Origin of the sequence: Frateuria sp., assembly GCF_013362045.1 — a bacterium.
Taxonomy (GTDB): Bacteria; Pseudomonadota; Gammaproteobacteria; order Xanthomonadales; family Rhodanobacteraceae; genus Frateuria_A.
Window position 1 is genome coordinate 1 of the sequence record NZ_JABFWW010000261.1, and the last position, 19,859, is coordinate 19,859.

Below are 19,859 nucleotides of genomic sequence, written 5' to 3' on the forward strand. Positions count from 1 at the left end.
CCGGAACGCGCGCGCCAGCGCCTGCGCGGGAAACAGGCGGGCGTCCGGCATCGCGTTGCAAATGGCAAGCGCGCCCGGCGCCGGGCTGGGGTAGGGCGGGGGCAGCGGCAGCGGCGGAGCCAGGTCGAACGTGGGGGCCGGGTCGCCCGCGCCCGCCCTTGGCCGGGGTGCAGGGATCTGGGCGGCAACGAAGGTGCCGCCGCCCACGCGCGCGTTCACCAGCCCTTCGGCGGCCAGTTCGGCATAGCCGGCCACCACCGTGTTGCGGTTCAGGCCGAGCAGCCCCGCCAGCTCTCGCGTGCCCGGCAGCGCCTCGCCGGGCTTGAGCCGGCCCCGCCGGATGGCGTCGGTGACGGCTTGCGCGAGCTGCAGGAACAGCGGCTGCGGCAGCGCGGGGTCGAGCGAGAGGGTGAGTTCCCAGCGGCGCATGCGCCCGAGTGTAGCGCGGTGCATGCGCATGGCGGCGTCGTCGGAACCGGACCAGCAGCCGTCGCGAAAGTGGACCTTCCGCGCGCCCCGCGCCGGGGCCAGCCTTCGCCTGCCGCCCCACCACACTAGGAGAGATGCCATGCGCCCGGTTCCGCACGTACTCCTGGCCGCCGCCTGCGCGGCCGTCCTGGCCCTGCCATTGGCCGCCGCGGCGAACAGCGGCAGGTACCGGGTCCACAACCTGGGCTCGCTCGGCGGCACGTCCAGCGCCGGCGCGGGCATCAACGACTTCGGCCTGATCGCCGGCTTTTCCAACCTGCCGGGCGACCAAAGCACGCATGCCACCGCCTGGCTGGCCGGTTCCACCTTCGACCTTGGCACCCTCGGCGGGCCCAACAGCGCTGTCGTGTTCCCGTCCAAGAACAACTACGGATTGATCGCCGGCGTGGCCGAGACCGACCGCCTCGACCCGAACGGCGAGAGCTGGAGCTGCTCGGCGTTCTTCCCGAGTGCGACCGGCCATACCTGCCTGGGCGTGGTGTGGGAATGGGGCCGCAAGCGGGCATTGCCCACGCTGGGCGGCAACAACGGCTTTGCCGCCGGCATCAACGATGTCGGCCAGGTCGTGGGATGGGCCGAGACGGCCAGGCGCGACCCGACGTGCGATCCGCGATCCGGCCAGGTGCTGCAGTTCCTGCCGGTGGTCTGGGGACCGGGCAAGGACCAGGTGCGCACCCTGCCCCTGCTCGACGGCGACAGCTCCGGCTCGGCGGTGGCGATCAACAACCGCGGCCAGGTGGTGGGCATCTCGGGCGATTGCGACCAGGCGGTCGGGCGCTTCACGGCACGGCACGCGGTGATGTGGGAGCAAGGACGGATCGTGCGGCTGGGCGACCTGGGCGGCGTGGCCTGGAATACGCCCGTCGCGATCAACCAGCACGGCGAGGTGGTGGGTTTCGCCAACGTGCCGGGTGGCGCCACGCCGGGCAGGTTCCACGAGCACGCGTTCCTGTGGACCCGCGGAAGCGGCATGCGGGACCTGGGCACCCTGCCCGGCGATACGCGCAGCCAGGCGCTGGGCATCAACGACCGCGGCCAGGTGGTCGGGCTATCGTACGGCGGCACGGCAGGGCTACGCGCCTTCCTGTGGGAGAACGGCGTGATGAGGGATCTCAATACGCTGCTCGCGCCGGATTACTTCGACCACCTGCTTTTCGCCAACGACATCGACGATGCCGGGCGGATCACCGGGCAGGCGCTCAACGCCGAAGGGTCGGTGGCCTCCGCGTTCATGGCGGTGCCGATCGGGCCGTGATCCGAACCCCATAAAGACAAAGGCCCGCGCAGGCGGGCCTTTGTCCTGGGTTTTTGGCTGGAACGGCGTGCGCCCGGACCCTCGGCTGCAGGGCAGGGCAGGGCGCGACGCGCTACAGCAACGGGATCAGCAACAGGGCGACGATGTTGATGATCTTGATCAGCGGGTTGACCGCCGGGCCGGCAGTGTCCTTGTACGGATCGCCCACGGTGTCGCCGGTGACCGCCGCCTTGTGCGCCTCCGAGCCCTTGCCGCCGTGGTGGCCGTCCTCGATGTACTTCTTGGCGTTGTCCCAGGCGCCGCCGCCGGTGGTCATGGAGATGGCCACGAACAGGCCGGTGACGATGGTGCCGATCAGCACGCCGCCCAGCGCCTTCGGCCCCAGCAGCAGGCCGACCACGATCGGCACCGCCACCGGCAGCAGCGAGGGCACGATCATCTCGCGGATGGCCGAGCGCGTGAGCATGTCCACCGCGCGCGAGTAATCGGGCTTGCCGGTGCCCTCCATGATGCCGGCGATGGTGCGGAACTGCCGGCGCACTTCCTCCACCACGGCGCCGGCCGCGCGGCCGACCGCTTCCATCGCCATGGCACTGAAGAGGTAGGGAATCAGGCCGCCGATCAAGAGGCCGATGATTACCATGTGGTCGGACAGGTCGAAGGCGAAGGAGGCGCCTGCGTTGTTCGCCGCAAGGTTGTGCGTGTAGTCGGCGAACAGGACGAGCGCCGCGAGCGCGGCCGAGCCGATCGCATAGCCCTTGGTCACCGCCTTGGTGGTGTTGCCCACGGCGTCCAGCGGGTCGGTGATGCCGCGCACTTCCGGCGGCAGGTCCGCCATCTCGGCGATGCCGCCGGCGTTGTCGGTGATCGGTCCGTAGGCGTCCAGCGCCACGATCATGCCGGCCATCGACAGCATCGCGGTGGCGGCGATGGCGATGCCGTACAGGCCGCCGAGGTGGAAGGCGCCCCAGATGGCGGCGCAGACCACGATCACCGGCCAGGCGGTAGCCTTCATCGACACCCCCAGGCCCGCGATGATGTTGGTGCCGTGGCCGGTGGTCGACGCCTGCGCGATGTGCTGCACCGGCTTGTACTGCGTGCCGGTGTAGTACTCGGTGATCCACACGATCAGGCCGGTCAGCGCCAGGCCGATCAGCGCGCACCAGAAGATCGCCATGCTGGCGATGCTGCCGCCTGCGGTCGGCAGCCCCTGCGGCAGCAGCATGCGGGTGACGAACCAGAAGCCCACCGCCGAGAGCACCGCCGACACGATCACGCCCTTGTACAGCGCGCCCATGATCGAGCCGCCCTCGCGCACCTTGACGAAGAAGGTGGCGATGATCGAAGCGATGATCGACACGCCGCCGAGTACCAGCGGGTAGAGCACCGCGTGCGGGTCGGCGGCGAACATCAGGCCGCCCAGCAGCATGGTGGCGATCACCGTCACCGCATAGGTCTCGAACAGGTCGGCGGCCATGCCGGCGCAGTCGCCCACGTTGTCGCCCACGTTGTCGGCGATCACCGCCGGGTTGCGCGGATCGTCTTCGGGAATGCCGGCCTCCACCTTGCCTACCAGGTCGGCGCCCACGTCCGCGCCCTTGGTGAAGATGCCGCCACCCAGGCGCGCGAAGATCGAGATCAGCGAGCTGCCGAAGGCCAGGCCCACCAGCGGGTGCAGCGGGTCGGGCACGCCGAGCTTGTTGAGCACCAGCCAGTAGCCGGTGACGCCCAGCAGCGCCAGGCCGACCACCAGCATGCCGGTGATGGCGCCGCCGCGGAAGGCCACGTCCATCGCCGCGCGGATGCCGCTGCGCGCGGCCTCGGCGGTGCGCACGTTGGCGCGCACCGAGACGTTCATGCCGATGTAACCGGTGGCGCCGGAAAGCACCGCGCCGATCAGGAAGCCGACCGCGGTGTACCAGCTCAGGAAGAAACCGATGAGGACCAGCAGGACGATGCCCGCCAGCGCGATGGTGCCGTACTGGCGGTTGAGGTAGGCGCGCGCGCCCTCCTGGATGGCCGAGGCGATGGCTTGCATGCGCTCGTTGCCCGCCGAGCGGCCGAGCACCCAACGTACCGACAACAATCCGTAGAGAATCGCCACGACCGCGCACCCCAGCGCGATCCACAACCACATACCGTCCTGCTGCAGCATTCGGTGCCTCCCTAGGTGAGTGATACCGCGGATGGCGGGTTGCCTCACGGGCAGCTCGCCCTGGCCGCCTGGTCGGCAGCCTTAACGAGTATAGGCAGGGGAGATGTGATTGCCTGTTGTGCGCCGCAGCGCCGGCGTCAGGCGGGGCTTGGATGAAGAAGGGCCGGCGCTTGGCCGGCCCTTGCTACCTCAGTGCAGCACGTAGTCCAGGATGATGCCTGTGGCGATGGCGACCAGCACGTAGTTGTCGTCGTCGTCGCGCACCCAGTGGTAGCCGCGCGGCGGCGGACGCAGCCGATAGCTCTCGTAGTCGCGCACGACCACGATCGGGCCGTCGTAGCGATTGCCGCGCTCCCAATGGTGGCGACGGCCATGCCAGCCGTTGTCGTAGTGGCCATGCCCGTGGCCGTTGTCGTGCCAGTCGCCGCGGTCCTGGTCGCCGTCGTGCCAGTCGTCGTCTTGCTGGCCCTGGTCGTCATGGCCGCGGCCGTGACCGTGGCCATGGCCGTGATCCTGGTCGGCCAGCACTGCGCCGCTCGCAGCCAGCAGCGACAGGCCCAGCAGCGTGCTCAGCAGGAATTTCATGAGTGTCTCCTTGGCCGGGCACAGGCCCGGGTGATCCGCAGCGTAGGAATCTGCGTCTGAACGCATGGTAGCCGCGTCCACGCGGCTTTCACGTGATGCTCAGCAAGGAAGCGACGCCTGCCGCCTCAGGGAAAGGCAGGCAGGCGCTTGGCTACCGCGACGTTGCGCAGGGCGGCATAGGCGGGCAGGCCGTCCTTGCCGTAGGGCGGCGGCGCCTCGCCGCGGATCAACGGCGACAGATAGCGCCGTGCCGCCGCGGTGATGCCGAAACCGTCGCGGCTGATGAAGCCTTTCGGCAGCTTCTTCTCGCGGTTGGCAATCTTCTTGAGTTCGGCCGGCTCGATCCTCCAGCGGTAGGGTGAATCGGAGGTGCGCACGATCACCGGCATCACCGCGTTCATCCCCGCCAGCGCGTAGTCGACTGCCGCGCGTCCCACCGCGTAGGCCTGTTCCGCGTCGGTGGCCGAGGCCAGGTGCCGCGCCGAGCGCTGCAGGTAGTCGGGCAGCGCCCAGTGCACCTTGTACTGGAGCCGGTCCTTGACCAACTGCGCCAGCACCGACGCGACGCCGCCCAGCTGCGCATGGCCGAAGGCGTCGCGCGTGCCGCCCTCGGCGAGGAAGCGCCCGGCCGCATCGCGCACGCCCTCGGAGGCGACCACCGTGCACCAGCCCACGCGCTCGACCGTGGCCTTGACCTTGGCCAGGAAAGCGGCCTCGTCGAACACGTTCTCGGGGAACAGGATCACGTGCGGCGGCGCATCCGCGCCTTCGCCGGCCAGGCCTGCGGCGGCAGCGATCCAGCCGGCGTGGCGGCCCATCACTTCGAGGATGAATACCTTGGTCGAGGTATCGGCCATCGAGGCCACGTCCAGGCTTGCTTCCAGCACCGACACGGCGGTGTACTTGGCCACCGAGCCGAAGCCGGGGCAGCAGTCGGTCACCGCCAGGTCGTTGTCCACCGTCTTGGGCACGCCGATGCAACGGATGTCGTAGCCCATCGCCTTGCCCAGCTGCGAGATCTTCAGCGCGGTGTCGGCCGAATCGTTGCCGCCGTTGTAGAGGAACCAGCGGATGTCGTGCGCGCGCAGCACCTCGATCAGCCGCTCGTACTCGGCACGGTTGGCCTCCAGCGATTTGAGCTTGTAGCGGCAGGAACCGAACGCGCCGCCGGGCGTGTGGCGCAGCGCGGCGATCGCTGCCTTCGCTTCCTTGCCGGTGTCGATCAGGTCCTCGCGCAGCGCACCCAGGATGCCGTTGCGCGCCGCGTACACCTGCACGCCCTGCGCGCGTGCCGCTTCGACGACGCCGGCGGCCGTGGCATTGATCACCGCGGTGACGCCGCCGGACTGGGCATAGAGCAGACGGCTGGAACGGGAAGGCATGCACGATCTCCATGGCTTGGGCATGAGCCCTTGCGGAACAGTGACTTGGCGCAAAGTGCGCCGTAACTTGGTTTGACTGCACCGGGTGCAGACGGTACTTTGACAACCCTTGGGTGAAATCTGGCGAACCGCCGCAGCGTGCGCGCGGACCTCACGCCCCGGAGCATTATGCGACTCGTCCTACTCGGTGCGCCCGGTTCGGGCAAAGGCACGCAGGCCGCGCGGCTGAAAGCCGACCTCAACGTACCGCACATCTCCACCGGCGACATGCTGCGCGCCGCGGTCGCCGCGGGCACGCCGCTGGGGCTGAAGGCCAAGGCGGTGATGGACGCCGGCCAACTGGTCTCCGACGACATCCTGCTCGGCATGCTGGAAGAGCGCCTGGCCCAGGACGACGCGCGCAACGGCTTCATCCTCGACGGCTACCCGCGCAACCTGGCCCAGGCCGACGCCCTGGACCACCTGCTCGCGCGCATCCGCCAGCCGCTGGACGCGGTGGTCAAGCTGGAGGTGCCCGGCGAGGCGATCGTCGGCCGCTGCCAGATCCGCTTCCAGGCCGAAGGCCGCGCCGACGACAACCCCGAGACGGTGCGCAAGCGCCTGTCCGTGTACGCCGAGCAGACCGCGCCGGTGGCCGACTTCTACGCCAGGCGCGGCAAGCTGCAGGTGGTCGACGGCGTCGGCTCGCTCGACGAAATCACCGCCCGCATCAAGCGCGCGCTGGAGCGCGAATCGGCCGCCGCCAACGGCTGAAGCGCCTTTGGCTCCCTCTCCCCCGTCCTTTATCAAACAAGGGAGAGAAGGTCGGGGTGAGCGGGCGGGCGGAGCGAGAACGCTCCTGGCTCCGAAGCCCCACTCCCCGCAAGCCCTGTACCCTCACCCCCAGCCCCTTTCCCGGCGGGAGAGGGAAGCCCAATCCGGCGAGAGGGAGGGTTCTCAAGACATGCGCCTGCACATCCTCGGCATCTGCGGCACCTTCATGGGCGGCGTCGCCGCGCTTGCGCGCGAGCTGAATCTCACGGTCGAGGGTTCCGATGCGGCCGTCTATCCGCCGATGAGCACCCAGCTCGAGGCATTGGACATCCGCCTGATGGACGGCTATACGGCCGAACACCTCAAGCCTGCGCCCGATCTGGTGGTGGTGGGCAATGCGATGACGCGCGGCAACCCGGCCGTGGAGCACATGCTTGATACAGGCCTGCGCTACGTCTCCGGTCCGCAATGGCTGGGCGAAACGGTGCTGGCCGGCCGCCAGGTGCTGGCCGTCGCCGGCACGCACGGCAAGACCACCACCACCAGCCTGCTGGCGCACCTGCTGGACAGCGGCGGAATGGAACCCGGTTTCCTGATCGGCGGCGTGCCGGGCAACTTCGGGGTTTCGGCGCGGCTGGGGCAGGCGCAGGCGCCGTTCGTGATCGAGGCGGACGAGTACGACACCGCGTTCTTCGACAAGCGCTCGAAGTTCGTGCACTACCGCCCCCGCATCGCCATCCTCAACAACCTCGAATACGACCACGCGGACATCTTCCCGGACCTGGCCGCGATCCAGCGCCAGTTCCACCACCTGGTGCGCACGGTGCCGGGCAACGGGCGGCTGATCGTCAACGCGCACGACGCGGCGCTGGCCGAGGTGCTGGCGATGGGTTGCTGGACGCCGGTGGAAACCTTCGGCATCGGCACGGGCGACTGGCAGGCTCGCCTGATCGAGGCGGACGGTTCGGTCTTTGCCGTGCAGTACCGCGGCGAGCCCGTCGGTGAGGTGCGCTGGTCGCTGCTGGGCAGGCACAGCGTGCTCAATGCATTGGCTGCACTGGCTGCAGCGTCGGCGGCGGGCGCCGATCCGCGCACGCTGCTGCCCGCCTTCGCCAGGTTCGAAAGCGTCAAGCGGCGGATGGAGCAGGTCGGCGAGGTCGGTGGCGTACGCGTCTATGACGACTTCGCGCATCACCCGACCGCAATCGCCACGACGCTGGCGGGCCTGCGCGCGAAAGTCGGCAAGGCACGCATCCTGGTCGCGCTGGAACCGCGCTCCAATTCGATGCGCCTGGGCGCGCACGCGGCCGGCCTGGCGCCCTCGCTGGCCGACGCCGACGCGGTGGTGTTCCTGCATCGGCCCGAACTGCCCTGGGATGCGGCCCGCGTCACCGATGCACTGGACGGCCGTGGCCGCACTGCGCCTACGGTGGCGGCGCTGATCGATGCGCTGCGTGCCGAAGTCCACCCGGGCGACCACGTGGTGTTCATGTCCAACGGCGGCTTCGAAAACGCGCCACGGCGTTTCGTCGAGGCACTGCGCTGAGTGTTGCTCCCTTCCCCGTGGGGGAGGGCCGAGCTCACGCCAGCGGCGCGTCGAAGCACGGCTCGCGCTGCAGGTACTCGCGCTGCGAAGCGAACCACACGCCCAGCCCGAAGCCCAGCGTGATCAGCGCCAGCAGCCCGCCACCGAACAGGTAGCCGAGCGCATCGACCAGCCAGGCGCCGCCCCAGTACGTGGCCATCGTGCCGGCCAGTACCGCGGCGTTGACCAGCTGCCGGCCGACCGTACCCTGCGGCCCGACCAGGTGCACGCCCAGTGCGACCAGGCCGCCGCCGGTGGCAACGATCAGCGTGACCAGCAGCATCAGTCCTGGCTGGTCGGCGCGCGTCAGCACGATGCCCAGGGCGGTATAGGCCAGCGCGGTGAGCGTGCCGATGGGCACGAGCACCAGCAGTGCGCTGGCCAGCATCTGCTGGTATTGGGTGCGCGTGGTGGGCGCGAGCGTCAGGTACAGGTCGGCCAGGTTCGGGCGCATGCGCTGCATGCCGCGACCGATCTGCGGAAAGCGCGCCAGCGCCATCAGCACGGCGTAGGCGCCCACCACGGTCGCGTTGAAGTGCTGGCGATGCATCGCCACCACGACGTACAGCGCGGCGAACACCGCCATGATCGCAATGCGCAGCACCAGTGCGGCCGCGTTGTCGTGCGGTAGCAGCAGGCGGCGCACCAGCGCGCGGCGCCGTGCCGCGGATGGCTCCTCGCGGTAACGCATCAGCGCCAGCGCCAGCGCCCGTTGTGCGATCGCGTCGAACCAGCCTTCGAAGCGCCGTCCCAGCGCACTGCGCCGCGTGGCCGTGTCTGCCGCGGTGCTGCGCCCGAGGCTAAGCCCTTCCAGTGGCGAGGCATCCGGCGGGCGGTCGGTGATCTGCAGCATGGGATGCAACGCAAGCCGCAACAGCAGCACCGCCGTCAGCAGCAACAACGGCAGCGTCAACGGCGATCCGAGCGCGTCGTGCACGATCGCGCCGACCAGGCCGGGCATCCAACCGGCCAGCACCAGCAGCGGCCAGAACAGCAGGCTGATCCAGCGCTCCACGCCCATGGCGAAGCCCATTGCGGCGGCGAGCAGGAGCAGGCTGGCGCCGAGCATGGCATGCGGCACGCCCAGGGCCAGCGCCAGCGCGGCCGGCACGCCCACCCAGACGGCCGCGTCGGCCAGCCCCAGTCCGGCCAGGCGGCGCCGGAACCCCGGCAGCAGGAAGTTTTCCGGTTGGCACGCGCCACGCAGCGCGGCACCCAGGCCCATGTGCCAGAACCAGCTGCCCATCGCCACCAGCCCGGCGCCGAGGGCGGCGCCGTCGGCATGTGGCCTGATCCATGCCAGGCACGCCAGCGCGGCCAGCCACAGCAAGTGGGCGAGCACGCCCAGCAGCGGCATCTGCCGGCACGGCAGCAGCCACAACTGGACGATCGCCCTCATGCCAGTTCCACGAACAGGTCTTCCAGTGTGGGCATCTCGATGCGCAGGCTGGCGTCCTCGTCCTTGGCCAGTTGGTGCAGCCGCTCCGGCGGCACGTCTTCCAGCAGCAGGTGCAGGCTGGTGCCGGCGATGCGCGACTTGATCGCGCCGGCCAGCGCGGGTGGCGTGCTCCAGCCCGCCGGGCGATTGAGCACCGCATGGCACAGCCGCGCCTTCAGCTCGGCCAGCGGGCGGGTGAACTGGATGCGGCCATCGCGCAGCAACGCGATGTCGGCATCGGCGCGCTCCAGGTCGGCGGTGATGTGGGTGGAGAAGATCACCGTCTTGCCCGGGCCGCCCATCAGCGCCAGCAGTTCGGCCATGAAGGCGCGGCGTGCCTGCGGATCCAGGCTGGCGACCGGCTCGTCCAGCACCAGCAGGTCCGGCTCCGGGGCGATCGCGCGCATGATGGCGAGCTTCTGTCGCTGGCCCTGCGAGAGCCGGCCGATCTTCTGCTTGGGATCGAGCTCCCATTCCTGCAGCAGGCGCCCTGCCAGCGCGTGGTTCCAGCGCGCGTAGAAGGCGGCGGTGAAGTCGAGGTAGCTGCTGACCTTCATCCATGGGAACAACTCGAAGTTCTGCGGCACGAAGCCGACCCGGTGCAACCGTTCGCCACCCGGTTCGGCCATCGTCGCGCCGAACAGCTCGATAGCGCCGGCATCGATGGGCACCAGCCCGAGCAGGCAGCGCAGCAGCGTCGTCTTGCCCGCGCCGTTGCGTCCGAGCAGGCCGATCACGCGCCCTGCCGGCACCTCCCAATCGACGCCGCAAAGCACCTCGCGCCGCTCGTAGGTCTTGCGCAGGCCGCCGACGCGCAGCACCGGCGCTGGCGTGGCCGCCTGCGCGGCGGGCTGGACGGGAAAAGGTACGAGCGTGCCCATCGGCGGCGGCTCCCGTGGTGACGGGCGCACTCTGAAGGCGTATGGCCGGCGCGTCCAGTGACCCTTGTCATCCGGCCGGGCGCGGCCACCGGCGTATCCTGTCCCGACCCCAATCGCGCCACTCGCCCATGAACGACACGCTGGCCGGCAAGACCCTGTTCATCACCGGCGCCTCGCGCGGCATCGGCCTGGCGATCGCCCTGCGCGCCGCGCGCGATGGCGCCAACGTGGCGATCGCCGCCAAGAGCGGCGTGCCCAACCCGAAGCTGCCGGGCACCATCCACACCGCCGCCGCGGCGGTGGAGGAGGCGGGCGGTGCGGCGCTCGCGCTCAAGGCCGACATCCGCGACGAGGCACAGGTGGACGCGGCCGTGGCGCAGACCGTCGAGCGCTTCGGCGGCATCGACATCGTGGTCAACAACGCCAGCGCGATCTGGCTTGCCGGCGTGGCGGACACGCCGATCAAGCGCTTCGACCTCATGCAGCAGGTCAACACACGCGGGACCTTCCTGGTCACCCGGGCCTGCCTGCCGCATCTGCAACGCGCGGCCAACCCGCACGTGCTGATGCTGGCCCCGCCGCCCAGCCTCGACCCGAAGTGGTTCGCGCCGCACACCGCCTACACCATCGCCAAGATGGGCATGAGCCTGTGCGTGCTGGGCATGAGCGCGGAATTCGCGCCGCTGGGCATCGCGGTCAACGCGCTGTGGCCGCGCACCGTGATCGCCACTGCGGCGATCGCCATGATCGACGGCGTGCGGCCGGAACAGTGCCGTCGGCCGGAGATCGTCGCCGATGCCGCCCATGCGATCCTGACGCGGCCGGCACAGGCCTACACCGGCCACTTCGCGCTCGACGAGGAGATACTGCGCGAGCAGGGCCTGGTCTCCTTCGACCGCTATGCGGTGGCGCCGGGCGCACCCCTGCTGCCGGACCTGTTTCTGGACTGAACCCGGACGTGCCCGGCTCTAGGCCACGCACATCGCCTGCAGGCGGTCGGCCAGGCGCAGGCTGAGCGCGACGATGGTGAAGGTCGGGAAGGCCCAGCCGCCGGTGGGGAACACCGAGCTGCCGGCGACGTGCAGGTTGTCCACGCCATGCACGCGGCAGTGGCGGTCGACCACACCCTGGCGTGGATCGTCGGCCATGCGCGTGGTGCCCAGGTGGTGCGCGGTGCCTCGTACCCGCGCGGGCATGTCGTCGCCGGCCAGCCAGGGCTCGGGTTCGAAGCGGCCACCGCAGGCGCGCGCCAGTTCGTTGCCGAACAGGCTGGCGGAGGCGCGATAGGTGTGGCGGTCAAGTTCCGTCAGGCGCCAGTCGATGCGGACCTTGCGTTGGCCGAGCGCATCGCGCTCCTCGCCCAGGCAGACGCGGCTGGCCGGATTGGGCGCCTGCTCGAAATAGCCGACCAGCTCCACATGGCTGGTGCGCACCACCGGCTGGTCCGCCAGCTTGCGGCCGAATGCCCGCACCACATCGCCCGCGCCCATCCCCACCTGCAGCGCCAGTTTGCCCAGCGACTCGCCCGCCTGCGCAGGCCCGGCCTCGGGCGGGGCTTCGCTGCGCATCGCCGCGCACAGGCGCGCCTCGAGGTCGCCGTTCTCGTCCGTCGGCCGCGGCCGCATCGCCGCGCGCAGGCCGCGCAGTGCGCGCAGGCCAGGCGGCACGGGGCCTTCCACGGCGAATGGATGCACGCGGCCGCTCAACAGCCGATGCGCGCGCTGGGTTTGTTCGGACAAGGCGATTTCCGGAAACGGCGGCGCGGTGCCTTTGCCCAGCTGGCGGTCGTAGGGCCGCGCCAGCCGCTCGACGGCGTTCGCGTGCAGCGTGCCCAGCTTGCCGCTGGGATGGTCCATGAAGTAGCGGCCGACCAGGTCGTGCCGGTTGCCCAGGCCCTGCGGCAGCAACGAATCGGACAACAGCAGCAGCCGCGAGTTCTCGATGCCGCCACAGGCCAGCACGTAATGGCGCGCGCGCACCGTGCCGCGCCGGCCGGCGAGCGAGCCGATACGCGCATGCCGTACCGAAGCACCGTCCGGCGCCGGCTCCAGCTCGAGCAGGTTGGCGTGCAACAGCACGGTGAGGTTCGCCGCACGTTCCAGCTGGGCGCGGTAGGCCTGCCCGAACAGCACCGGGCTGCGCACGAAGATCTGGTTGACCAGCGTGCCGGCGAAGGGAACCGGGGGCCGCTGCGGCGGAGTGAGGAAGCGGTCGCCGTCGAGCGCATGGGCTTGGAGGCCGCAGAACGCGCGCGCGCGCTGGTAATAGGGTGCCAGTTCCGCAGGCGAAAGCGGCCAGCCGCTGTGCGGCACCCAGTCGCGCGGACCAAGGTCCATCGCGCTCAGCGGCATGCAGCCGCCGCCCCATAGATTGCAGCTGCCACCGAATACGCGCATGCGCGAATTGAGCGGATCGAAAGCCGGCGATCCTATCGAGTGGCCTTCGTACAGCGCCTGGTTGCGCTCCTCGCCGCCGTAGCCGCCGCTCTCGACCAGGCACACCCGCAACGGCGTGCCGACGAAGGCGTGCGCCATGGCGATGCCGGCGGCGCCCGCGCCCACGATGCAGATGTCGGCCCGTTGGTCGGCCGGCGCCGATTCGTCCAGGAAATCGATGACCATCCCTGTCCCCTCCCCGTCACGCGCCCCCCGGCGGGGCGGAGTATAAGGACACGGCGGCGTCAGCGCGTTGCCTGGCCCGGGTGCCGGTTCGGCGCTCCGGCGCGCGGTGCTAGCATGCGCAGGCGGCGCCCCGGCCGCATCCCTTCGATCCATGTCGCGACGGCGCCCGGCGCCGCCGGAGATAGTCATGTCAGCGCACGACGCATCCCTCATCGATCTGGCCCGGCGCTACTGGCTGCCGGTGTACCGCCCGCGCGAGCTGGTGCTCGACCACGGCCGCGGGGCGCGGTTGTGGGACACGCAAGGCCGCGACTACGTCGACTTCGGCGCCGGCATCGCGGTGAACGGCCTCGGCCACCAGGACCCGGACCTGCTTGCCGCGCTCACCGCGCAGGCGCACAAGCTCTGGCACGCCAGCAACGTGTTCTATACCGAGCCGCCGCTCAAGCTCGCGCAGGAGCTGGTGGAGGCATCCGGTTTTGCCGAGCGCGTATTCCTCTGCAACTCCGGCGCCGAGGCGAACGAGGCGGCGATCAAGCTGGTGCGGCGCTGGGCTGCGGCGCAGGGGCGCGAGGCCGGGCGGCGCGTGATCGTCACCTTCCGCGGCTCCTTCCACGGCCGCACGCTGGCCACGGTCACCGCCACGGCGCAGCCGAAGTACCAGGAAGGCTACGAGCCGCTGCCCGGCGGTTTCCGCTACATCGACTTCAACGACGTGGCGGCGCTGGAGGCAGCCTTCGCGCCTGGCGACGTCGCCGCGGTGATGCTCGAGCCGGTGCAGGGCGAGGGTGGCGTGCGACCCGCCGCGCCGGGCTTTCTGAGGCATGTGCGCGAGCTGTGCGACCGCCATGGCGCCTTGCTGGTGCTGGACGAGATCCAGTGCGGCATGGGCCGCACCGGCACCCTGTTCGCGCACGCCCAGGACGAGGTCGTGCCGGACATCGTGACCCTCGCCAAGGCGCTCGGCGCCGGCTTTCCGATCGGCGCCATGCTGGCCGGGGCGAAGGTCGCCCAGATCATGCAGGTGGGCGCGCACGGTTCCACCTTCGGCGGCAATCCATTGGCTGCCGCGGTGGCGCGCGTGGCCTTGGCCAAGCTTGGCTCGCCCGCGGTGCTGCTCAACGTCGAACGCCAGGCCAACGAGCTGCGCCACGGCCTGGCCGCCATCGACGCCGAACTGGGCCTGTTCGAGGAGATCCGCGGCCGCGGGCTGATGCTCGGCGCCGCGCTGGCCGGGCCTCACCACGGCAAGGCAGCGGCGATCCTTGACATGGCCGCCGCACACGGTGTGCTGCTCTTGCAGGCCGGCCCGGACGTGCTGCGCCTGCTGCCGCCGCTGACCATCACCGACGAGGAACTGGCCGAAGGGTTGGACCGCCTGCGCGCGGCGCTCACCGCCTTTCTCGCCGCACCCGCTGAGGAGACGCCATGAAATACCTGCACAGCATGGTCCGCGTGCGCGATCTGGACGCCTCGCTGCGCTTCTACGGCGAAGGCCTGGGTCTTCGCGAGGTGCGCCGCAAGGACGTACCCGAGGGCAAGTACACGCTGGTGTTCCTCGCCGCGCCGGACAGTCCGGAGGCGGAGATCGAACTCACGTACAACTGGGGTTCCGAGGAAGACTATGGCTCGGCGCGCAACTTCGGCCATCTGGCCTTCCGCGTGGAGGACATCTACGCCACCTGCCAGCGCCTGAAGGACATGGGCTACACCATCCACCGTCCGCCGCGCGATGGCCACATGGCCTTCGTCCGCTCGCCTGACCTGATCTCGATCGAGCTGCTGCAGGAAGGCCACCTGCCGCCGCAGGAGCCGTGGGCGTCGATGCCGAACACCGGCACCTGGTAGGAAAGCCTCAATCCAGGCCGAACCCGGCCAGCGCGCCCACCAGGGTCGGTCGGTCGACGAAGCGGTGGCCGGCCAGGCCGGCCTCGCGGGCTCCGTCGATGTTGGCGGCGTTGTCGTCGACGAACAGCGTGGTCGCGGGCAGCATCGCCAATGTCTGGAGGCAGCGCAGATAGGCCGCCGGCACGGGCTTGGCCGCACCCAGCCGCGCGGAGCAGAACGCACGGCCCTCGAACAGCGGAAACAGCGCCGGCGCGATCGCCGGCCACCGTTCCGCCATCAGGCTGCCGTTGTTGCTCAGCACGGCGACCGTGATGCCGCGTTCGCGCAGCGCGCCGGCCAGCGCCAGCATCGGCTGGCGGACGTGGGTCGCGGACCGGCGTGCATCGACCCAGGCATCCGCATCGACCCGGCAATCGAGCTCGCGCCCGAGTGCGGAGAGGTAGGCCGGCGTGTCGAGCCGGCCGGCGTCGGCGGCATCCTCGATGCCGGAGGCGTAGATCGCCGCGTGCACGGCCTCGGCGCTGCGGTCCAGGTGCCGGGCGAGCGTGGCGACGCGCACGCCGCGGTCGTAGTCTGCGAGCACGCCGTCCAGATCGAACAGCACACAGCCGATCGGCGGCTTCACGCCGCGGCCCTGGCCTCGCGCAGCGCGCCACGCGCGGCTTGCAGCGTGTCGGCGACGTCCTGCTCGCCGTGCGCACTGGAGAGGAAGCCCGCCTCGAACGCGCTCGGCGCCAGGTACACGCCGCGCTTGAGCATGCCGTGGAAGAAGCGGTTGAACAACGCCGTGTCGGCCGCGGTGGCCTGCGCGTAGCTTGTCACCTTCTCGCTCGTGAAGAACAGGCCGAACATGCCGCCCACGCGGTTGGTGCTGAACGGTACGCCTTCGCCATCGGCCACCGCCTGCAGGCCGTCGCACAGCAGCCGCGTGCGTGCAGCCAGCGCATCGTGGAAGCCCGGCGCCTGGATCAGCTCCAGCATCGCCAGCCCGGCCGCCATCGCCACGGGGTTGCCCGAGAGCGTGCCGGCCTGGTAGATCGGGCCGGCCGGGGCGATCTGCTCCATCAGCTCGCGCCGGCCGCCATAGGCGCCCACCGGCATGCCGCCGCCGATCACCTTGCCGAAGGTGGTCAGGTCCGGCGCCACGCCGTAGTGCGCCTGCGCGCCACCGAGCGCCACGCGGAAGCCGGTCATCACCTCGTCGAAGATCAACAGCGCGCCATGGCGCGTGCACAGCTCGCGCAGGCCTTCGAGATAGCCGCTCTTCGGCGGGATGCAGTTCATGTTGCCGGCGACCGGCTCGATGATCAGCCCGGCGATGTCCGCGCCCTGCTCGGCGAACAGCGCCTCGGCGGCGGCCAGGTCGTTATAGGGCAGGGTGAGGGTGAGATCGGCGGCCGCCTTGGGCACGCCCGGCGAGGTCGGCACGCCGAAGGTCAGCGCGCCGGAGCCGGCCTTGACCAGGAAGCTGTCGCCATGGCCGTGATAGCAGCCTTCGAACTTCACGATCTTGCTGCGACCGGTGGCGCCGCGCGCCAGGCGGATTGCCGACATCGTCGCCTCGGTGCCGGAGTTGACCATGCGCACCATGTCCATCGAAGGCACCAGGCGCACGATGGTCTCGGCCATGGTGACCTCGGCCGGCGAGGGCGTGCCGAACGAGAGGCCGTCGCGAACGGCGCGCTCCACTGCCTCACGTACGCGGGGATGGTTGTGGCCGACGATCATCGGTCCCCATGAACCGACGTAATCAATGTAGCGCGTGCCTTCCACGTCCCACAGGTAGGGACCCTCGGCACGCGCAGTGAAGAACGGCTCGCCGCCGACCGACTTGAAGGCGCGCACCGGCGAATTCACGCCGCCGGGCATCAGGCGCTGCGCGCGCTGGAAGAGTTCGTGGTTGGTGCTCATGCAAGGTTCCGGTTCGGGGACGGGTAGAGGCCGGCGAAGCGCTGCGCCGCATCGCGCACGTCGGCGGCGCCGAACAGCGCGGAAATGACGGCGAGGTAGTCGGCGCCCGCTTCGACCAGGGCGGCGCCATTCTCCGGCGTGATGCCGCCGATCGCCACCCGCGGCACGCCCAGTGCGGCGCTCTGCCTCAACAGCTCGACCGGTGCCACCCGCGCGTGCGGCAGCGTCGGCGAGGGAAAGAACGCGCCGAAGGAGATGTAGTCGGCGCCCGCCGCCACCATCAGGCGGGCGAGTTCGAGCGAATCGGAGCAGGACACGCCGATGATGGCGCGGTGTCCCAGTCGTGCGCGTGCGCCCGTGATCTCCTCGGCGGTTTCGCCCAGGTGCACGCCGGCCGCGCCCACCGCCTGGGCGAGCGACGCATCGCCGTTGATCAATAGCGGCACGCCGTGTGCGTCACACAGGCGCTTGAGCGCTTGCGCTTCTGCCAATCGCCGTGCGTGGTCGTCGCTGAGATCGCGGTACTGCAACATCCGCGCGCCGCCGGCGAGCGCCTGCTGCACATCGGCGAGCAGGTTAGCCTGGGCGTGCGGGCCGCCGGTGATGGCGTACAGGCCGCATGATGTGAAGCCGGGCATGTGAAGTCCTGCGGTGATCCGCCCAGCTTCCGCTGCGGCGGGGGAGTTGCGAGAATGTCCCATTCGATTGCGGACGAAGACCTAAGCCGATGAGTACCGAACAACCCGCCGCGCTGCGCAAATGGATGTGCGTCGTCTGCGGCTTCATCTATGACGAGGTGTTGGGCCTGCCTGAAGAGGGCATCGAGCCCGGCACACGCTGGGAGGACGTGCCCGACACCTGGACCTGCCCCGACTGCGGCGCCACCAAGGACGATTTCGAGATGGTCGAGATCGACTGATTCGCGCCCCGCGCCCGTCATCAAACGGCCCGGTTCCGTCATCGTACGGACCGGGCCGTTTGCTTTGATGCATGTGCGCATCCACAGGAGGACACGCCATGCAGCAGTTCATTCCTTTCGAAGACGAGTGGGAGATGCTGGAGCGGCTCGATCCGTCGCGGCTGGTTCCCTACCGGATCGACCTGCCTTGCCGGCGCGGCGCGACCGCTCAGCGCACGCTGCCGACATCACCCTCGATGGTCAGCGCATCACCCGTCTGCGCCCCGATGCTCCGCGCCGTGCCAGCCGCCAGCTCGAGGACGTAGCGCGCTGGCGCGTCGCTCGGATAGCTTGGGCACGGGTCGGCCTTGCACGGCGGCACGTCCAGTTGCATCGAGACCAGCTTGCGGTCGGCATCGAAATAAAGGATGTCCAGCGGCACCAGCGTGTTCTTCATCCAGAACCAGCGCGGCTCGGAGTCCGGGAAGACGAATAGCATGCTGTGATCGGCAGGCAGTTCGGTACGCATCATCAGGCCACGCTCGCGGCTGGCGTCGTCGGTAGCGAACTCGGTGGAGAAGCGGTGTCCGTGCAGGTCCACCGCCGGCGCGGGTGAGCGCTGCGCCGCCACGGCGCAGCCGGCGGCTGCCAGCAGCAGAGGCACGAACAAGGCTGGTTTCATCGCACCGATCCTTCGTAGGGGAGCGCTTGAGTGTAGCGGTTGAATTGCGTGCAGCCGAGCGAGAAAAAGCTCTACGCCCCCTTCACAGGGAGCACCGGGAGCGCTATGATTCTCGCCCCTTCGACGAGCGCCCTCGCGAAGGCGTTTCTCCAGTCCCCGCGCAGTGAAAACTTTCGGCGCAGGTGTTGACGGACAGAGAAAGGGATGTAGAATGGGCGGCTCACCCGGGACGAAAGGTTTCGGGGCGATTCGAAGAAAGAATCGCAAGTGGTTGATCTTTGACAGTGTGCGCAGGTGACTTGTGTGGGCGCCTTGCGGTGGATGGATGACTGTCCACAAATGCAAGCGTCCAACCTAAGAGTCAATTCAAAAGCTTGACGTTTACGGTTGGGAAGAACGCTTCAGAAAGATAGATCGGCTTCGGCCGGTCGAAAACTTAAGTGAAGAGTTTGATCCTGGCTCAGATTGAACGCTGGCGGCATGCCTAACACATGCAAGTCGAACGGCAGCACAGGTAGCAATACCGGGTGGCGAGTGGCGGACGGGTGAGTAATGCATCGGGACCTGCCCAGACGTGGGGGATAACGTAGGGAAACTTACGCTAATACCGCATACGTCCTACGGGAGAAAGCGGGGGATCGAAAGACCTCGCGCGGTTGGATGGACCGATGTTCGATTAGCTAGTTGGCGGGGTAAAGGCCCACCAAGGCGACGATCGATAGCTGGTCTGAGAGGATGATCAGCCACACTGGGACTGAGACACGGCCCAGACTCCTACGGGAGGCAGCAGTGGGGAATATTGGACAATGGGCGCAAGCCTGATCCAGCAATGCCGCGTGTGTGAAGAAGGCCTTCGGGTTGTAAAGCACTTTTATCAGGAACGAAACACTGTCGGCTAATACCCGGCGGGACTGACGGTACCTGAGGAATAAGCACCGGCTAACTTCGTGCCAGCAGCCGCGGTAATACGAAGGGTGCAAGCGTTAATCGGAATTACTGGGCGTAAAGCGTGCGTAGGCGGTTTCTTAAGTCTGCTGTGAAATCCCCGGGCTCAACCTGGGAATGGCAGTGGATACTGGGAGGCTAGAGTGTGTCAGAGGATGGTGGAATTCCCGGTGTAGCGGTGAAATGCGTAGAGATCGGGAGGAACATCAGTGGCGAAGGCGGCCATCTGGGACAACACTGACGCTGAGGCACGAAAGCGTGGGGAGCAAACAGGATTAGATACCCTGGTAGTCCACGCCCTAAACGATGCGAACTGGATGTTGGTCTCAACTCGGAGATCAGTGTCGAAGCTAACGCGTTAAGTTCGCCGCCTGGGGAGTACGGTCGCAAGACTGAAACTCAAAGGAATTGACGGGGGCCCGCACAAGCGG

General features: G+C 69.1%; 18 protein-coding genes and 1 rRNA gene. 8 read left to right on the forward strand and 11 right to left on the reverse strand.

What is annotated here, in order from left to right:
* Positions 1-459: GntR family transcriptional regulator (locus HOQ08_RS12310; RefSeq protein ID WP_291195217.1), on the reverse strand; the 459-nt coding region annotated here is incomplete at its 3' end.
* Between the two features lie 109 nt (positions 460-568).
* Here HOQ08_RS12310 and HOQ08_RS12315 point away from each other — a divergent pair.
* On the forward strand, positions 569-1,744 hold the full coding sequence (locus tag HOQ08_RS12315) for a hypothetical protein (RefSeq protein ID WP_291195220.1): 1,176 nt from the start codon (positions 569-571) through the stop codon (positions 1,742-1,744).
* 112 nt (positions 1,745-1,856) lie between these two features.
* Here HOQ08_RS12315 and HOQ08_RS12320 read toward each other — a convergent pair whose 3' ends face one another.
* The 3 genes from HOQ08_RS12320 to HOQ08_RS12330 all read right to left on the reverse strand — a co-directional run bounded on the left by HOQ08_RS12320 (position 1,857) and on the right by HOQ08_RS12330 (position 5,866).
* Positions 1,857-3,899 (reverse strand): sodium-translocating pyrophosphatase, encoded by a 2,043-nt coding sequence (locus HOQ08_RS12320; RefSeq protein ID WP_291195223.1) that lies wholly within the window; start codon positions 3,897-3,899, stop codon positions 1,857-1,859.
* Positions 3,900-4,088: 189 nt separating this feature from the next.
* Positions 4,089-4,484, reverse strand: a complete 396-nt coding sequence (locus HOQ08_RS12325) for an RcnB family protein (protein WP_291195226.1) — start codon at positions 4,482-4,484, stop codon at positions 4,089-4,091.
* Positions 4,485-4,609: 125 nt separating this feature from the next.
* Positions 4,610-5,866, reverse strand: a complete 1,257-nt coding sequence (locus tag HOQ08_RS12330) for a 6-phosphofructokinase (RefSeq protein ID WP_291195229.1) — start codon at positions 5,864-5,866, stop codon at positions 4,610-4,612.
* A 168-nt stretch (positions 5,867-6,034) separates the two neighbouring features.
* On the opposite strand from HOQ08_RS12330, the gene HOQ08_RS12335 reads away from it, so the two are divergent.
* Together HOQ08_RS12335 and mpl are read left to right on the forward strand one after the other, a co-directional pair.
* Positions 6,035-6,619 carry an adenylate kinase gene (locus HOQ08_RS12335; protein WP_291195232.1) on the forward strand — a complete coding sequence of 195 codons (585 nt, stop codon included), beginning with the start codon at positions 6,035-6,037 and terminating at the stop codon, positions 6,617-6,619.
* 190 nt (positions 6,620-6,809) lie between these two features.
* Positions 6,810-8,165 (forward strand): UDP-N-acetylmuramate:L-alanyl-gamma-D-glutamyl-meso-diaminopimelate ligase, encoded by a 1,356-nt coding sequence (mpl, locus tag HOQ08_RS12340; protein ID WP_291195236.1) that lies wholly within the window; start codon positions 6,810-6,812, stop codon positions 8,163-8,165.
* A gap of 34 nt (positions 8,166-8,199) precedes the next feature.
* Here mpl and HOQ08_RS12345 read toward each other — a convergent pair whose 3' ends face one another.
* Positions 8,200-9,603, reverse strand: coding sequence for a hypothetical protein (locus HOQ08_RS12345; protein ID WP_291195239.1), 1,404 nt, complete (start codon positions 9,601-9,603; stop codon positions 8,200-8,202).
* Positions 9,600-10,523 carry an ABC transporter ATP-binding protein gene (locus HOQ08_RS12350; protein ID WP_291195242.1) on the reverse strand — a complete coding sequence of 308 codons (924 nt, stop codon included), beginning with the start codon at positions 10,521-10,523 and terminating at the stop codon, positions 9,600-9,602. Before HOQ08_RS12350 ends, HOQ08_RS12345 begins: the two co-directional genes overlap by 4 nt.
* 128 nt (positions 10,524-10,651) lie before the next feature.
* On the opposite strand from HOQ08_RS12350, the gene HOQ08_RS12355 reads away from it, so the two are divergent.
* On the forward strand, positions 10,652-11,473 hold the full coding sequence (locus tag HOQ08_RS12355; protein WP_291195245.1) for an NAD(P)-dependent oxidoreductase: 822 nt from the start codon (positions 10,652-10,654) through the stop codon (positions 11,471-11,473).
* 18 nt (positions 11,474-11,491) lie between these two features.
* Here HOQ08_RS12355 and HOQ08_RS12360 read toward each other — a convergent pair whose 3' ends face one another.
* Positions 11,492-13,144, reverse strand: a complete 1,653-nt coding sequence (locus HOQ08_RS12360; RefSeq protein ID WP_291195247.1) for an FAD-dependent oxidoreductase — start codon at positions 13,142-13,144, stop codon at positions 11,492-11,494.
* A gap of 187 nt (positions 13,145-13,331) precedes the next feature.
* On the opposite strand from HOQ08_RS12360, the gene HOQ08_RS12365 reads away from it, so the two are divergent.
* Together HOQ08_RS12365 and HOQ08_RS12370 are read left to right on the forward strand one after the other, a co-directional pair.
* On the forward strand, positions 13,332-14,576 hold the full coding sequence (locus tag HOQ08_RS12365; protein ID WP_291195250.1) for an acetylornithine/succinylornithine family transaminase: 1,245 nt from the start codon (positions 13,332-13,334) through the stop codon (positions 14,574-14,576).
* Complete coding sequence (locus HOQ08_RS12370) at positions 14,573-14,992, forward strand: VOC family protein (RefSeq protein ID WP_291195253.1); 420 nt, start codon at positions 14,573-14,575, stop codon at positions 14,990-14,992. Before HOQ08_RS12365 ends, HOQ08_RS12370 begins: the two co-directional genes overlap by 4 nt.
* A gap of 7 nt (positions 14,993-14,999) precedes the next feature.
* Here HOQ08_RS12370 and HOQ08_RS12375 read toward each other — a convergent pair whose 3' ends face one another.
* The 3 genes from HOQ08_RS12375 to thiE are packed head-to-tail and all read right to left on the reverse strand — an operon-like array spanning position 15,000 to position 17,541.
* Positions 15,000-15,617 carry an HAD family phosphatase gene (locus HOQ08_RS12375; RefSeq protein ID WP_291195256.1) on the reverse strand — a complete coding sequence of 206 codons (618 nt, stop codon included), beginning with the start codon at positions 15,615-15,617 and terminating at the stop codon, positions 15,000-15,002.
* The gene (gene hemL / locus HOQ08_RS12380) at positions 15,614-16,903 is read right to left on the reverse strand and encodes a glutamate-1-semialdehyde 2,1-aminomutase (protein ID WP_291195259.1); all 1,290 of its coding nucleotides are present in this window, start codon (positions 16,901-16,903) and stop codon (positions 15,614-15,616) included. The genes HOQ08_RS12375 and hemL overlap by 4 nt, the downstream gene beginning before the upstream one ends.
* Positions 16,900-17,541, reverse strand: a complete 642-nt coding sequence (thiE, locus tag HOQ08_RS12385; protein WP_291195262.1) for a thiamine phosphate synthase — start codon at positions 17,539-17,541, stop codon at positions 16,900-16,902. Before thiE ends, hemL begins: the two co-directional genes overlap by 4 nt.
* Before the next feature lie 89 nt (positions 17,542-17,630).
* Between thiE and HOQ08_RS12390 the strand changes: the two genes are divergently transcribed.
* Positions 17,631-17,822, forward strand: coding sequence for a rubredoxin (locus tag HOQ08_RS12390; protein ID WP_291195265.1), 192 nt, complete (start codon positions 17,631-17,633; stop codon positions 17,820-17,822).
* A 208-nt stretch (positions 17,823-18,030) separates the two neighbouring features.
* On the opposite strand, the gene HOQ08_RS12395 is transcribed toward HOQ08_RS12390, so the two are convergent.
* Positions 18,031-18,483 (reverse strand): DUF192 domain-containing protein, encoded by a 453-nt coding sequence (locus HOQ08_RS12395; protein WP_291195268.1) that lies wholly within the window; start codon positions 18,481-18,483, stop codon positions 18,031-18,033.
* Positions 18,484-18,920: 437 nt separating this feature from the next.
* Here HOQ08_RS12395 and HOQ08_RS12400 point away from each other — a divergent pair.
* Positions 18,921-19,859 (forward strand): 16S ribosomal RNA (locus HOQ08_RS12400); the annotation flags it as partial.

Coding starts and splice junctions, on each gene's coding strand:
- HOQ08_RS12335 (WP_291195232.1), top strand. CDS start 6,035: ATGCGACTCGTCCTACTCGGTGCGCCCGGTTCGGGCAAAGGCACGCAG.
- HOQ08_RS12365 (WP_291195250.1), top strand. CDS start 13,332: ATGTCAGCGCACGACGCATCCCTCATCGATCTGGCCCGGCGCTACTGG.
- HOQ08_RS12390 (WP_291195265.1), top strand. CDS start 17,631: ATGAGTACCGAACAACCCGCCGCGCTGCGCAAATGGATGTGCGTCGTC.
- HOQ08_RS12360 (WP_291195247.1), bottom strand. CDS start 13,144: ATGGTCATCGATTTCCTGGACGAATCGGCGCCGGCCGACCAACGGGCC.
- mpl (WP_291195236.1), top strand. CDS start 6,810: ATGCGCCTGCACATCCTCGGCATCTGCGGCACCTTCATGGGCGGCGTC.
- HOQ08_RS12345 (WP_291195239.1), bottom strand. CDS start 9,603: ATGAGGGCGATCGTCCAGTTGTGGCTGCTGCCGTGCCGGCAGATGCCG.
- hemL (WP_291195259.1), bottom strand. CDS start 16,903: ATGAGCACCAACCACGAACTCTTCCAGCGCGCGCAGCGCCTGATGCCC.
- HOQ08_RS12370 (WP_291195253.1), top strand. CDS start 14,573: ATGAAATACCTGCACAGCATGGTCCGCGTGCGCGATCTGGACGCCTCG.
- HOQ08_RS12325 (WP_291195226.1), bottom strand. CDS start 4,484: ATGAAATTCCTGCTGAGCACGCTGCTGGGCCTGTCGCTGCTGGCTGCG.
- HOQ08_RS12350 (WP_291195242.1), bottom strand. CDS start 10,523: ATGGGCACGCTCGTACCTTTTCCCGTCCAGCCCGCCGCGCAGGCGGCC.
- HOQ08_RS12395 (WP_291195268.1), bottom strand. CDS start 18,483: ATGAAACCAGCCTTGTTCGTGCCTCTGCTGCTGGCAGCCGCCGGCTGC.
- thiE (WP_291195262.1), bottom strand. CDS start 17,541: ATGCCCGGCTTCACATCATGCGGCCTGTACGCCATCACCGGCGGCCCG.
- HOQ08_RS12330 (WP_291195229.1), bottom strand. CDS start 5,866: ATGCCTTCCCGTTCCAGCCGTCTGCTCTATGCCCAGTCCGGCGGCGTC.
- HOQ08_RS12355 (WP_291195245.1), top strand. CDS start 10,652: ATGAACGACACGCTGGCCGGCAAGACCCTGTTCATCACCGGCGCCTCG.
- HOQ08_RS12315 (WP_291195220.1), top strand. CDS start 569: ATGCGCCCGGTTCCGCACGTACTCCTGGCCGCCGCCTGCGCGGCCGTC.
- HOQ08_RS12320 (WP_291195223.1), bottom strand. CDS start 3,899: ATGCTGCAGCAGGACGGTATGTGGTTGTGGATCGCGCTGGGGTGCGCG.